General features: G+C 35.4%; 11 protein-coding genes. 7 read left to right on the top strand and 4 right to left on the bottom strand.

Going from position 1 to position 15,004, the window contains the following annotated elements:
- Window positions 1-72 precede the first annotated feature (72 nt).
- Window positions 73-2,004, top strand: coding sequence for an amino acid permease (locus tag ACM55F_RS14055; protein WP_416854441.1), 1,932 nt, complete (start codon window positions 73-75; stop codon window positions 2,002-2,004).
- A gap of 123 nt (window positions 2,005-2,127) precedes the next feature.
- Here the strand turns inward: ACM55F_RS14055 and ACM55F_RS14050 are convergent, their stop codons facing one another.
- Both ACM55F_RS14050 and ACM55F_RS14045 read right to left on the bottom strand, forming a co-directional pair.
- On the bottom strand, window positions 2,128-3,354 hold the full coding sequence (locus ACM55F_RS14050; protein ID WP_416854440.1) for an aminotransferase class I/II-fold pyridoxal phosphate-dependent enzyme: 1,227 nt from the start codon (window positions 3,352-3,354) through the stop codon (window positions 2,128-2,130).
- A gap of 20 nt (window positions 3,355-3,374) precedes the next feature.
- Window positions 3,375-4,010, bottom strand: a complete 636-nt coding sequence (locus ACM55F_RS14045) for a MarC family protein (protein WP_416854439.1) — start codon at window positions 4,008-4,010, stop codon at window positions 3,375-3,377.
- A 158-nt stretch (window positions 4,011-4,168) separates the two neighbouring features.
- Between ACM55F_RS14045 and ACM55F_RS14040 the strand changes: the two genes are divergently transcribed.
- Window positions 4,169-4,627 carry an Lrp/AsnC family transcriptional regulator gene (locus ACM55F_RS14040; RefSeq protein ID WP_416854438.1) on the top strand — a complete coding sequence of 153 codons (459 nt, stop codon included), beginning with the start codon at window positions 4,169-4,171 and terminating at the stop codon, window positions 4,625-4,627.
- 152 nt (window positions 4,628-4,779) lie between these two features.
- Window positions 4,780-6,183, top strand: a complete 1,404-nt coding sequence (gene lpdA / locus ACM55F_RS14035) for a dihydrolipoyl dehydrogenase (protein ID WP_039107801.1) — start codon at window positions 4,780-4,782, stop codon at window positions 6,181-6,183.
- Between the two features lie 96 nt (window positions 6,184-6,279).
- Here lpdA and ACM55F_RS14030 read toward each other — a convergent pair whose 3' ends face one another.
- Both ACM55F_RS14030 and ACM55F_RS14025 read right to left on the bottom strand, forming a co-directional pair.
- The gene (locus ACM55F_RS14030) at window positions 6,280-6,660 is read right to left on the bottom strand and encodes a DoxX family membrane protein (RefSeq protein WP_416854437.1); all 381 of its coding nucleotides are present in this window, start codon (window positions 6,658-6,660) and stop codon (window positions 6,280-6,282) included.
- A gap of 36 nt (window positions 6,661-6,696) precedes the next feature.
- On the bottom strand, window positions 6,697-7,101 hold the full coding sequence (locus tag ACM55F_RS14025) for a VOC family protein (RefSeq protein WP_416854436.1): 405 nt from the start codon (window positions 7,099-7,101) through the stop codon (window positions 6,697-6,699).
- Window positions 7,102-7,241: 140 nt separating this feature from the next.
- Between ACM55F_RS14025 and ACM55F_RS14020 the strand changes: the two genes are divergently transcribed.
- The 4 genes from ACM55F_RS14020 to ACM55F_RS14005 form a co-directional block, all read left to right on the top strand.
- Window positions 7,242-8,528 carry an anthranilate synthase component I family protein gene (locus ACM55F_RS14020; protein ID WP_416854435.1) on the top strand — a complete coding sequence of 429 codons (1,287 nt, stop codon included), beginning with the start codon at window positions 7,242-7,244 and terminating at the stop codon, window positions 8,526-8,528.
- 28 nt (window positions 8,529-8,556) lie between these two features.
- Complete coding sequence (gene tilS, locus ACM55F_RS14015) at window positions 8,557-9,867, top strand: tRNA lysidine(34) synthetase TilS (RefSeq protein WP_416854434.1); 1,311 nt, start codon at window positions 8,557-8,559, stop codon at window positions 9,865-9,867.
- The gene (locus ACM55F_RS14010; protein ID WP_416854433.1) at window positions 9,867-11,864 is read left to right on the top strand and encodes a protein-disulfide reductase DsbD family protein; all 1,998 of its coding nucleotides are present in this window, start codon (window positions 9,867-9,869) and stop codon (window positions 11,862-11,864) included. The genes tilS and ACM55F_RS14010 overlap by 1 nt, the downstream gene beginning before the upstream one ends.
- A 649-nt stretch (window positions 11,865-12,513) precedes the next feature.
- Window positions 12,514-15,004, top strand: a 2,491-nt coding sequence (locus ACM55F_RS14005; RefSeq protein ID WP_416854432.1) for a putative Ig domain-containing protein, incomplete at its 3' end; no start/stop codon positions are given.

Raw genomic sequence — 15,004 nt, 5'->3', positions numbered from 1 at the left:
AATATTGCATTATTTGTAAAATAAAGGCTTATAAATTACAATTTATTAATTTTAAATAATAAAATCTACAATATGGCATTTTCAAGTTTATTTAGAAAGAAGACAGTACAAGATATTTTAAAACAGGTTGAAAAAAATAATGCAGATGGACATAATGCCTTAGGAAAACATTTAACGGCTCGTGATTTAACAGCTTTTGGAATCGCGGCAATTGTCGGAGCAGGTATTTTTAGTACGATTGGGAAAGCCAGTTCTGATGGAGGCCCGGCAGTAATCTTTCTTTTCTTGTTTACTGCTATAGCGTGTAGTTTTGCAGCTTTTGCGTATGCTGAATTTGCATCGATGGTTCCTGTTTCCGGAAGTGCATATACGTATTCGTATGTTGCCTTTGGTGAAATTATAGCTTGGATTATTGGTTGGGCGTTGATAATGGAGTATTCGGTGGGAAATATAACGGTCGCGATATCGTGGAGTGATTATTTTACGGGTTTACTAGAAAGTGGAGGTCTTCATTTGCCGCATTGGGTCCAAATGGATTATTTAACCGCTTCAAAAGGATTTGATGATGCCACGGCTTTAATGCAAGGTGGGAAAACATACGAGAATTTGAGTCCTGCTATTCAAGATGCCTATTTGGCCTGGACTACTTCACCTGTAATAGGTTCCTTTCATTTTGTAGCAGATCTTCCGGCTTTATTGATTATCGTTTTAATTACTGCATTGATTTATCGCGGGATGAAAGAATCCCGAAATGCCAGTAACATAATGGTTGTTGTCAAATTATGTATCGTTCTTTTAGTAATTGCAGTTGGTGTGTTTTATGTAGATACGGCCAATTGGGATCCTTTTGCACCCAATGGAGTAACAGGTGTTTTGAAAGGAGTTTCAGCTGTGTTTTTTGCCTATATTGGGTTTGATGCTATTTCAACTACAGCCGAAGAATGTAAAGATCCGCAACGGGATCTACCAAAAGGAATGATGTGGGCTATTATAATATGTACACTTTTATATATCGCCATTGCATTGGTATTAACCGGAATGGTGCGTTATGACCAATTGAATGTAGGAGATCCATTAGCTTTTGTATTTGAAAAATTAGACCTGAAATGGATGTCGGGAATTATTGCTGTAAGTGCTGTAGTGGCTATGGCCAGTGTTTTGTTGGTTTTCCAAATGGGGCAACCTCGTATCTGGATGAGTATGAGTCGCGATGGATTGTTGCCAAAACGGTTTTCTAAAGTACACCCAAAATACAAAACACCTTCTTACGCTACCATTGTTACCGGTTTTGTGGTAGCGGTTCCAGCTTTGTTCTTGAATCTGACAATGGTTACGGATTTGTGTAGTATAGGCACTTTATTTGCTTTTGTATTGGTTTGTGCAGGAGTTTTGGCTTTGCAAAATAAAACAGATATTCCAAGAGGAAAGTTCAAAACACCGTATGTGAATTCAAAATTTATTATGCCTGTATTGATTATTATCGGATTGGTGTTTGCTTTTGGTTATAACAAAAAAGCGACCATGGATTTTATTACCAATGAAACTCAAATCAATAATTCTGCGGATATAATTACATCTTTAAACAAAGAAGAAACTCAAAAAGTATATGATTATTTAGTAAGTATAGATGCTAAAAACAGTACGACTGACACACCTGATTTAGAACATTTATTGAGTCAATATCAACAAGATGATGCAAAATATTCAAATGTTATAGCTGGTTTACCAATTGCAGATTCCATTAAATACGAAAGTGGTTTTGATTTGTTCAAACACAAAATTCCGATGTGGATTTTTCTAATTGTTTTGGTAGGATTATCTGTTTGGTCTTTCAAAGAAAACTTATCATTAATTCCACTTTTAGGTTTAATCTGTTGTTTGTACATGATGGCGGAATTAAGTGTTTGGAACTGGATTTATTTTGGAATTTGGTTGCTTATTGGTTTGGTGATTTATTTTAGCTTTAGCAGAAACAATAGTAAGTTGAATAGCAAAGAAGCTTAATTTTAAAGATTTATAAAGGAAAGCGTCTTGTTCAATCAAGACGTTTTTTTGCTTTAAACTAAAAAAAATCCGTTCGAAATATGCTTTCAAACGGATTTAACAAACAACAAAAACTAAAAAAAATTATTCCATTAAAACGGATTCTGATGTTAGAACATTCAATTCTATCATACATTTCTTCATCATTTGATACGTTCTTTCAATATCGTTATCAAGACCTATAGAAAACCGAATTAAACCGTCCGTCAATCCCATTTCTATTTGTTCTTCCATAGGAATTTCACTTGATGTTGAAGTTCCAGGAGCACTAAATAGAGTTTTGTAAAATCCTAAACTCACTGCCAAATATCCCAGATTTCTTGCTTGCATTAATTCCATTAGTTCGTTGGCTTTCGCCAAAGTTCCAACATCCAATGTCATCATTCCTCCAAAACCATATTCTGGATTAATCATGGTTTTGTATAACTCATGACTCGGATGACTTTCTAATCCTGGATACACTGTTTTTAATCCGTCTTTTTCGAAACGTTCCGCCAGATACATCGCATTATGACTGTGTTGTTTCATTCTGATATGTAGTGTGCGCAAGTTTTTCATCACACTGGCAGAACGTAAACTATCCATTGTTGGTCCCAATAACATGCTGGCACCACTATTTACATTTTTTAAGCTGTCAATAAATTCCTGAGAAGCACACGTTACGCCGCCCACCGTATCGCTGCTTCCGTTGATGTATTTCGTTAAACTGTGAATCACAATATCTGCCCCTAATTTTGCAGGAGAGACGGATAATGGCGAAAAAGTATTATCGACCACTAATTTCAAATTGTGTTTTTTTGCAATTTTTGCCAAACCTGTAATATCAGCCACTTCCAGTAAAGGATTGCTCACCGTCTCGCAGTACAAAACTTTGGTTTCGGGAGTAATGGTAGCTTCTACAACATCTAATTTTGTGATGTCAACAAAAGTAGTTTTAATGCCTAATCTCGGTGTGAAATTCTTCAAGAAAGCATAGGTACCACCATAAATAGTTCTGCTCGAAACGATGTGATCTCCCGAGCCGCACAATTGCAATAGCGTAGGTGTAATCGCTCCCATTCCTGATGCTGAAACGTTTGCTGTTTCCGTTCCTTCCATCGCTGCCAATGCTTTGTCTAAGTACAAATTGCTCGGAGAGGAGTGACGCGAGTACAAATAACAGCCTTCCATATTGCCTTCAAAAGTATCGAACATCGTTTTTGCCGATAAGAAAGTATAGGTTGAGGAATCAGAAATCGATGGATTTACACCGCCAAATTCACCAAAGTACTGTAAATCCTGAATGTTGTCTGCGGGATTAAAATTTTTCATAATTATTAATATTTATTTTTTTATTTTTGAAACATATCTTTTATAATTGGCTTTAATCCACTAAAGAAAAACTCTACAGCAATAACCATAACAATTAATCCCATTAATCGCATCATTACATTAATACCAGTTTGTCCTAATACTTTAATGATTTTCGAAGAACTTAATAAAATCAAATAAGTAATGAATACAACTATTGCAATGGCAGAAAAAAGAATTAAAATTTTAGAAATTGAAGTAGCATCTTCCATTAAAACAATTGCGTTAGTAATGGCGCCAGGACCACAAATCATAGGAATTGCAAGTGGTGTTATGGATATGTCGTTTACGTAATTTAGAACTTCATTTTTTTTTATTTTCACGGAACCTAATCTTGCCTGTAGCATGTCCATACCCATCATAAAAAAGATAACACCACCAACTATTCGAAAGCTATTTACTGAAATCCCAAAAAATTTAAAGAGAAGTTGTCCGGAAAATGCAAAACAAATAATGATGATAAAAGAAACTAATGAGGCTTTTTTTGCAGTTTTGGCTCGGTCTTTTTCTGTCAAATCGGTGGTCATTGTCAAGAAAATAGGCATAGTACCCAACGGATTGATTAAAGTGAAAAAAGAGGTTAGACATAAAAGTCCGAAAGTAAATGAATCATTCATTGCTAAAAGTGATAATTTTATGTAAAATAAGTTTATATAGATTTTATTGTCAATGATGCTCTAATAAATTGGTTTTTTTATCTAAATAATAGTATTTATATAGATTTTTTTTCTATTTTTAATTAAAATTACACCCTTTCACCAAATAAACATCTAAAATGACATTAGACGCCATCGATAAAAAACTGCTTTTTTTATTACAAACGGATAGTAAAAAAACAACCAAAGAACTTTCTTTAAAACTAAATCTTTCTGTTACAGCCGTTTATGAGCGTATCAAAAAACTGGAAAGAGAAGGGATTATTGATAAATATGTAGTGTTAGTGAATCGTTCTAAAATTGAAAAAGGATTTGTTGTTTTTTGTCATCTCAAATTGATACAGCATACCAAGGAGTTTCTTACGAAGTTCGAAAGTGAAGTGGTGAAACTCAAAGAAGTTTTAGAATGCCATCATGTAAGTGGTGATTATGATTATATCCTGAAAATAGTGGTAAAAGATATGGAAGCGTATCGGGAATTTTTAGTTACAAAACTCACCACATTACAACATATAGGAAGTACACACAGTACATTTATGATTAGTGAAGTGAAAAGCACGACCGTTGTTGATATTTAGTATATATGCCAATTTAAGTAGGTATTCAACGGTATGTAAATAGTAATTGCTAAAAATTCATAACAAAAAACCTTGTAAATTAAACTTTAAACAAAACTTAATTCCTTAATTTTGTGCGACATTTTATAAAAACACAATAAAAAAAATATACTATGAGTTCATTTGACGTAGTCATTATAGGTTCTGGGCCAGGCGGATATGTATCAGCAATTCGTTGTGCACAACTGGGTTTCAAAACAGCAATTATCGAAAAATATTCCACTCTTGGAGGAACTTGCCTGAATGTAGGTTGTATTCCTTCAAAAGCATTGCTTGCTTCTTCTCATCATTATAGTGAAATTGCTCATTTTGCAGATCACGGAATTGAAGTTTCTGGTGAAGTAAAAGTGAACCTTGAAAAAATGATTGCGCGCAAACAAGCTGTTGTAGATCAAACTTCGGGTGGTGTGAAATTTTTAATGGACAAAAATAAAATTACAGTTCTGGAAGGATTGGGTTCGTTTGTTGATGCTACACATGTTGCTGTTGCAAAAGCAGATGGAACATCTGAAACTATCGAAGCTAAGAATATTATTATAGCTACAGGTTCAAAACCATCTTCTTTGCCATTTATCAAAATTGATAAAGAAAGAATCATCACTTCTACAGAGGCGTTGAAACTTAAAGAGGTTCCAAAACACTTAGTTATTATTGGTGGTGGAGTAATTGGGATTGAATTAGGGCAAGTGTATTTGCGATTAGGAGCGCAAGTTTCTGTTGTAGAATATTTGGATAGAATTATTCCAGGAATGGACGCTTCATTGTCTAAAGAATTGACTAAAGTATTGAAGAAACAAGGTATGAAATTCTACGTTTCTCATAAAGTGAAATCTGTAGAAAGAAATGGTGAGGGTGTTGTAGTTCAAGCTGAAAATGCAAAAGGAGAAACGATAACTCTTGAAGGAGATTATTCATTAGTGTCTGTTGGACGTCGTCCATATACTGATGGATTGAATGCAGATAAAGCGGGAGTGAAAATCTCGGATAGAGGAATGGTTGAAGTAAATGATCATTTGCAAACTTCAGTTCCTAATATCTATGCTATTGGTGATGTTGTTCGTGGAGCAATGTTAGCACACAAAGCAGAAGAAGAAGGAGCAATGGTTGCTGAAATTTTAGCAGGTCAAAAACCACATATTGATTATAACTTGATTCCGGGAGTTGTTTATACTTGGCCAGAAGTGGCTGCTGTAGGACAAACTGAGGAGCAATTGAAAGCAGCTGGAGTAGATTTTAAATCAGGAAGTTTTCCTTTCAAAGCTTTAGGTCGTGCTCGTGCTGGTGGAGATTTAGATGGATTTGTAAAAATTCTTGCTGATGCAAAAACGGATGAAGTGTTGGGAGTTCATATGATTGGAGCTCGTTGTGCTGATTTAATTGCTGAAGCGGTGACTGCAATGGAATTCAAAGCATCTGCTGAAGATATTTCAAGAATGTCTCACGCACATCCAACATTTGCAGAAGCAATAAAAGAAGCTGCATTAGCCGCTACAGACAATAGAGCTCTGCATGTGTAATTAAAGAATCTGAAATTAGATAATTAAATTTCGTGTTAAAAATAAAGAAACCCGTTCAATTGAGCGGGTTTCTTTATTTCAAAGAGGTAAGTTTATTTAGCCTTTAGCCACAAATAAACCTTTATAGTTTTCCCAATGACTGTAAATTAAAAATATGTTTCCTAAAAATACAAACAAAGCAATTGGCATGTTTTCTGGGGTCAGGAAAAAATTAATCAATAAGATATTTAAAGTAACTGGTAAAATGATAAGATTAGATAGTGTTACATACCGGCCAGTAATAAATGACAATCCACAAAGAAATTCCAAGGATTTAGCTAAAGGGATCAAATAGGTAGATGCCATTAAACCTACATTAAATGCTTTGAAGTTTCCGGTCGTTTCCGGCTCAGGAGATAAATGTAAAAAAAAGCTAATTGAGGTGTAAAGGAAAAGAAGTCCAAGTAAAGATCGAATAATAATGATTGCAATTTTCATGATATATGGTTTTATTGGTTACACATTAGAGAATTATTATTGGGGGACAGCACTTTCATCCATGTAGAAGATTTCCCATTGATGCCCATCTAAATCGGCAAAACTATGTCCGTACATCCACCCATCATCTTGTGGCTCCATATAAATTGAGCCGCCGGCATCAACCGCATTTTTAACCATTTCATCTACTTTTTCTTTAGTTTCGGTATCTATTGCAAGTAAAACTTCAGTATTTTTGTGGGCATTACAGATTTCCTTTTTTGTAAAGTCTTTAAAACGTTCCTCCGTAAGTAACATAGCAAAAATATTTTCTGCTATTATCATACAAGTAGCAGACTCGTCGGTAAATTGCGGATTGAAAGTAAAACCTAATTTTGTAAAAAAAACAATTGATTTTTTAAGGTCTTTGACCGCTAAATTGACGAAGATTTTTGAAGCCATGATGGGAATGATTTATAAAGATTAAAAAAATAAGTCATCATACTATTACAAATTTACAAAAAAAGAGGTTAATTTTTACAGTAATCTCTTATTGAAGGAAATTTTTTATTGTAATTTTGAATTTTACAAATATCTAATTATTGAGAACCTCAATTTATAAGCAAATTTCGAATCAAAAGCTGTTCAAAAAGCAACTTTTATTTTGGTCCCAACAATTCCGTGAAGTCATTTTTATGGATAGCAATGATTACCCGCAAGATTATTCCAGTTATGATTGTATACTTGCAGTTGATGCTTTTACTTCCATTAAAACGGACTATCATAATGCTTTTGAGGATTTAAAACAATACCAGCAAATTACAAAAGATTGGCTTTTTGGCTATTTATCATATGATTTAAAAAATGATATAGAAGATTTACAATCGAATAATTTTGACGGACTGAATTTTCCGGATTTATTTTTCTTTCAACCTAAAAAACTTTTTTTATTAAAAGGAAATGAGCTCGAAATTCAATATCTCAATATGTGTGATGATGAAGTTGAGGGAGATTTTGAAGAAATAAATACTCCGTATTCAGATTTCAGTATTCAGGGCTTACAAATAAAAATTGAGCAGCGAATTTCAAGAGAAAGTTATCTTGAAAAAGCGGCCAAAATAGTAGAACACATTCATCAAGGTGATATTTACGAAGCTAATTTTTGTATGGAGTTTTTTGCTGAAAATGCAATTATAGATCCAATCGAAAAATTTATAAAACTAAACGAAATTTCTCAACCGCCATTTGCGGTTTTTTTTAAGAATAACAAACATTTTTTACTTTCGGCAACGCCGGAACGCTATTTGAAAAAGGAAGGAAAATTAATTATTTCGCAGCCCATTAAAGGAACTTCGAAACGATTTTCTGAACCAATTGAAGATGAAAAATCTAGAATGCAATTGGCTATAGATCCAAAAGAAAGAGCTGAAAATATTATGATTACGGATTTAGTCCGAAATGATTTGTCTCGAACCGCACAAAAAGGAACGGTTGAAGTAACAGAATTATGTGGAATTTATTCGTTTATGCAGGTGCACCAAATGATTTCTACGGTAACGTCAAAATTGGATAGCAAGTACTCCGTTGTGGATGTTCTTAAAACTACTTTTCCGATGGGAAGCATGACTGGAGCACCCAAAATTTCAGTAATGAAAATTATCGAAGAGCAGGAAGAAACAAAGCGTGGTTTGTACAGTGGGGCAGTCGGTTATTTTACACCAAATGGGGATTTCGATTTCAATGTGGTTATCCGAAGTATTTTGTACAATCAGGAAAAGCAATACGTTTCTTTTTCAGTGGGAAGTGCCATAACCGCTCAGTCAATTACTGAAAAGGAGTATGAGGAATGTTTGCTTAAAGCCAAAGCCATGCGAGACGTTTTAAGCTAAATCAAAAATGAATTAATTAAATTTGAAAATGCTACAGAAATTCCAAAATCATCTTCTTCATAATTTCCAATTTTTGAACGGAAAAAAACTACTTCTTGCTACAAGTGGAGGAATTGACAGTATGGTAATGGTACATTTATTTCAACAATTAGAATACAAAATAGGAATAGCACATTGCAATTTTCAACTTCGTGGTATGGAAAGTTTTGGAGATCAGGATTTTGTTCAGGAATATGCTGTCGCAAATGATATTCAGGTATTTATAACACAATTTGACACCAAAGCATTTGCGGAAGATTATAAGCTATCCACTCAAGTTGCAGCTCGAGAGTTACGTTACAATTGGTTTTATGAATTATTGGAAACGGAAAAATTCGACTATATTCTCACTGCGCATCATGCTGATGATAACATAGAAACCTTTCTTATTAATCTTACACGAGGAACAGGATTAGAAGGTTTAACAGGTATTCCGGAACAAAATGAAAAAGTAATTCGACCTTTTTTACTATTTTCCAGACAAGAAATTGAAACGTATGCCAAAGAAAATACTATTCAGTGGCGAGAGGACAGTAGTAATGTATCCGATAAATATCTTCGGAATAAAATTCGGCATCATGTAGTTCCGATGATGAAGGAATTAAATCCAAATTTCCTTTCGTCTTTTCATAAAACGCAAACCTATTTGCAGGAAGCGGAAGCTATGGTTGAGGATGCGGCCATTATTGTATACCAGCAAGTGGCCAAGAAGCAAGAAGGCAATATTTATTTTGATTTGAACCAATTGAAAAAATTGCCCAATTATAAATCGTATTTGTACCAATGGTTGAAAGAGTTTCAGTTTTCGGCCTGGGAAGATATTTATGATTTGGTAGAAAGTCAATCGGGTAAGCAGGTTTTTTCTTCCGAGTTTCGACTGTTGAAAGACAGAGATTCCTTAATCCTAAGCCCGATAAATTTCGTAGATGAAAACAAAGAATATTTAATTGAAGAAAATCAGAAAAAAGTTAAGATTCCCTTAAATCTTTCGTTTTGTAAAGTAGCCGACATTAGTATCGTTTCAAATAAAACTATCTTTGTTGACGCCAATAAATTACAGTTTCCTTTGGTTTTACGCCATTGGAATGAAGGAGATGTTTTTCATCCTTTTGGGATGGACGGTAAATCTAAAAAAGTGAGTAAATTATTTAAGGATGAAAAATTATCGTTGATTGATAAAGAAAATACTTGGCTTTTATGTTCCAAAACTGAAATTGTTTGGATAGTTGGCATTCGTCAGGATAATCGTTTTAGAATAGAAAACGAAACACAAAACATACTTAAAATACAATTAGAATAATGAGAAAATTACTATTTATACTTTTTGCTTTTTTGGCTTTGGCCAACGTAAATGCCCAAATTCTTGATCCTGCAAAATGGACAACCAAAATTGAAAAAAAATCCGAGAATAATTATATCCTTACTTTTAATGCTGTCATAGAAAATGATTGGCATTTGTACTCACAGTTTACACCGGATGGTGGGCCATTGCCTTTGGAAATCATTTTTAAAAATCAAAAAGGAAATTTTAACTTAGTTGGCAAAGCTAAGGAAAGTAAAACGAGGACTGCTTTCAACGATGTTTTTGAGGTTAATGAAACATTTTTTGAGAAAAAAGCGCAAATTCAACAAGAAATTACGATAATAAACCCGAATATTGCAAAAATAGAAACCGAATTGAATTACCAGGTTTGTAAAGAGGTATGTATTAATCTGGAGAAAAAATTTACTTTCGTTATTCCTTTAAACTCAGAAACTAAGATTGCAGTTGCAGAGACACCTACTGTAATAACCGATACAATAGTATCAAAAGAGGAGGTTAAAGAAACTGTTATTCCTATAAAATCAGAAATTTCAATACCGAAGCCCGCTTCTCAAAGAGGATTATGGTCTATTTTCTTCATTGCTTTTTTATCAGGATTTGCCGCTTTGCTAACGCCTTGTGTTTTTCCGATGATTCCGATGACGGTAAGCTTCTTTACCAAACAAAGTAAATCAAAAGCAAAAGGAATTAGAAATGCCATTATCTACGGTATTTCAATAATATTTATTTATGTGGTATTGGGATTCTTAGTGACATGGATTTTTGGTGCAGATGCCCTGAATGCATTGTCCACCAATGTCTGGTTTAATATACTATTCTTTGTTTTATTGATTGTTTTTGCTGCTTCATTTCTTGGAGCATTCGAGATTATGTTGCCAAATTCCTGGGCAAATAAAGTAGACAGCCAAGCTGATAGAGGAGGAATAGTAGGAATATTGTTTATGGCATTGGCGTTGGCAATTGTCTCGTTTTCCTGTACCGGTCCAATTGTGGGGACACTTCTGGTTGAGGCGGCTTCTAAGGGAGGAATCGCTCCAATAATTGGAATGCTGGGATTTTCTTTGGCTTTAGCCTTACCATTTATGTTATTTGCGATGTTTCCAGGCTGGTTGCATTCGCTACCAAGATCTGGTGGATGGCTAAATACCGTAAAAGTAGTTTTGGGTTTTCTGGAATTGGCCCTGGCTTTCAAATTTTTATCGAATGCTGATTTGGTTTTGCAATTGCATTTATTGGAAAGAGAAGTATTCTTAGCGATTTGGATTGCTGTTTTTGGAACATTGGCATTGTATTTATTTGGAAAAATCACATTACCACATGATAGTCCTATTACTCATATTTCAGTAGGAAGATTGTTGATGGGATTGTTGGTTTTGACGTTTACCATTTATTTAATTCCAGGACTTTGGGGAGCGCCATTAAAATTAATTAATGCTTTTCCTCCTCCAATGGAATATAGTGAAAGTCCAATGGGTTTTGGAGGCTCAGGTAAAGCTGAAACGGCCATTTTACCTGAAGGCGCCAAAAGCGGGCCACACGGACTAGTGGTTTTCGATGATTATGAAAAAGGTCTGGTTTATGCTAAATCGGTGAATAAACCGATCATGCTTGATTTCACAGGTTATGCTTGTGTGAATTGCCGAAAAATGGAAAATAATGTTTGGTCTGATGAGCGTATTTTTTCCATTTTGAATAATGATGTTGTTTTAATTTCTTTGTATGTAGACGATAAACGCGAATTACCTAAAAGCGAACACCATATTTCTAAAACTACTGGAGCCGAAATCGAAACCATAGGTGATAAGTGGACTGATTTTATGATTTCGAAATACAAAACCAATACTCAACCGTTGTATGTCTTAACAGATATGGAAGGAAATAATTTAAACGAGACTTCACCAACCATAAGTTATGTCGGAGTTGAAGAATATGAAAGTTGGTTAAAAACCGGAATCTCCAAATTCAAAAAATAAATCCCTTTTTTTTTCACAAATAGTAGACCTGTCCATTTAAATTGGGCAGGTTTTTTTTAGGCCTATCTTAGCATAAAAGAGGTAGAGAGAAGCAGTCACCTCTTTAAAAATGACTTGTAAAGGTAGTGTTTACTGGGGATTTCTGTACTTCAAGGAAATATAAGCCGCTTAGGAATTCTTATGCACGGTTGGACTTCCTCTAAATATTTTTAAAACAAAGTGCACTTCTTGTGATATATGCTTACAATTTATTTGTTGGTAGTCTTCTTCTTCCTAAAGAAAAAAAAGGAGTCTGTTTAAGCCAAATTTTCATCGATTCAAATTGAAAATGGGATTCAAAAGGCAACAAATTTCCTAATTAAATTTTTTTATTTCCTCTGAAAATTACAAAATATGTAGTTCACAGTTTTTTTTATTCCTTTAATCGGAAATGTATTAAAAATTGGATTAATGTATTCTTAATTGTATAATTTAGTATTTAAGTTAATGAATTTTAAGAGGTTATGTAAGATTTTTTTGTTTAAAAAAAACTTTTTTTCTAAAGATTCCAATTGAGATAAATCAAAAAAATAGAAACTTCATTCTATTGGTTTACATTTTATAGTTAGGCATATAGTATTCGTTATTTTATTATTTTAATTCAATAAATATGAAAACATTTCTACGCAAATCTGGATTTTTAACTATTGTTTTTTTAATTGCAAATTTGTTTTTTGCAAGTGCGGCTTTTGGGCAGGCGACTGTAATCACGGATAAAGATGATTATGCGCCTGGTGAGTATGTGATTATTTCTGGTAGTGGATGGACACCTGGAGAAACCGTAAACTTACATCTTGATGAAACTCCTAAGCCCGCGACCTGTTTACTACCGCATGACTTGATTACTGTGGCCGACTCTAATGGTAATATCTATAATGACAAGTTCTTAATAAGAATAAGCCATATTGGAGTTGCTTTTTTACTAACAGCAACTGGGCAGACTAGCGCTATGCAAGCTTTTGTGAACTTTACGGATGCAGCAAATAAAGTAAGTCCAAACGCAGATACGATTCTTGGTGGTACAGTAGCAACTATTGCTGGATCTGGATCTTCATTCGATTCAGGTGCATACACCATAACTTTTGGAACTGCTACTCCAGTAAGCGCAAATAGAGCAAATAGCACTACATTAAACACTATTACAATCCCAGCTCATGCTGTAGGAACTGTAACGGTTCTGGTGAATGGTCCCAACGCTTCTTCCTCTACGGTATTGACAAATGGATTTACGTATGTATGTAGAACCCCGTCAAATATTATTTTCAATGAATCGATAGGAAATGTTTCGAACACTACCACTATTGCATCACATGAATCTGCTGATGGATTTGATAATGACGCCTATAGTATGTCTGGAAGTGGCAACATAAGTAATGCTTCTTCTTCTTCTACAAGTACTGACTACCCTTGGGCATCAGGTAATGCGAATATTTTTTTACCGAAAGGTACATCAGGTGGAAGTGTTTTCCAAATTGCAGATATTAGTTCAGCTGGATTAAGTAATGTGCAATTGGCATTTGCCATCTTTAAAAGTGTTACCGGGTCGAATGGTTCTGAATTAATAGTTGAATATAGTACTAATGGAAGCATCTATAGTCCATTATTTTTTACGTCTTTGCCTACAGGATCGGGGACTACCGGTTGGTATTATCGGGTGGCTACAGAATCATTACCAGCAGCGGCCAATTTAAGAATCAGGTTCAGGAATACTGCTTCAAATGGTGGTTCTAACCCGGATTTTAGGATTGATGATATTCGATTAATTTCCGCGCCACCAATAACTAGTCAGCCAACGAGTAGTTCAAAGTGTGTAGGACAATCGGTTACATTTTCTGTGGTTGCACCTGGGACAGGATTAACATATCAATGGCGTAAAAATAATGTTAATATAATTGGGGCAACAACTACTACTTATTCTATAGCATCACTAGTAGCTGGAGATGCAGGGAACTATGATGTAATTGTTAATGGAGGATGTTCTTCTTCAACATCCACTACGGCAGTGCTAACTGTGGGTACTGCTCCTGTATTAGGAGCAATTGGAGACCAAAACGTAAACGAACAGGCTAATTTAGCCTTCACAGCTACGGCCAGTGATCAGGATATTCCATCCCAAACACTGACCTATACATTAGATGCCACATCGATTGCTGCAGGAATGAGTATCACAACTGCAGGTGCTTTCAGCTGGACATCAACTGAGGCACAAGGGGGAAGTTCGTATCCGGTAACCGTTACTGTAACAGAAAATGGAACATGTGGTTTTACCGATACCGAAACGTTCAGTATTGCGGTTGCAGAGGTAAACGTGGCTCCGGTACTTACAGCAATCGGAGACCAAAACGTGAACGAACAGGCTAATTTAGCCTTCACCGCTACGGCCAGTGATCAGGATATTCCATCCCAAACACTGACCTATACATTAGATGCAACATCAATTGCCGCAGGAATGAGTATCACAACTGCAGGGGCTTTCAGCTGGACACCAACTGAGGCGCAAGGGGGAAGTTCGTATCCGGTAACTGTTACTGTTACAGACAGCGGAGTACCGAACCTTACCGATACCGAAACGTTCAGTATTGCGGTTGCAGAGGTAAACGTGGCTCCGGTACTTACAGCAATCGGAGACCAAAACGTGAACGAACAGGCTAATTTAGCCTTCACCGCTACGGCCAGTGATCAGGATATTCCATCCCAAACACTGACCTATACATTAGATGCAACATCAATTGCCGCAGGAATGAGTATCACAACTGCAGGTGCTTTCAGCTGGACACCAACTGAGGCGCAAGGCGGAAGCTCGTATCCGGTAACTGTTACTGTTACAGACGACGGTGCAAACCTACCGAATCTTACCGATACCGAAACGTTCAGTATTGTGGTTAATGAAGTAAACGTAGCTCCTGTACTTACAGCAATTGGAGGCCAAAACGTGAACGAACAGGTTAATTTGGCTTTCACAGCTACGGCTACCGATCAGGATGTTCCCTCCCAAACATTGACCTATACATTAGATGCAACATCAATTGCCGCAGGAATGAGTATCACAACTGCAGGTGCTTTCAGCTGGACACCAACTGAGGCGCAAGGGGGAAGTTCGT

Origin of the sequence: Flavobacterium melibiosi, assembly GCF_048158545.1 — a bacterium.
Classification (GTDB): domain Bacteria; phylum Bacteroidota; class Bacteroidia; order Flavobacteriales; family Flavobacteriaceae; genus Flavobacterium; species Flavobacterium melibiosi.
Note: the sequence above shows the minus strand (reverse complement) of the source record. Positions and strands in the feature narration are given on the sequence as shown.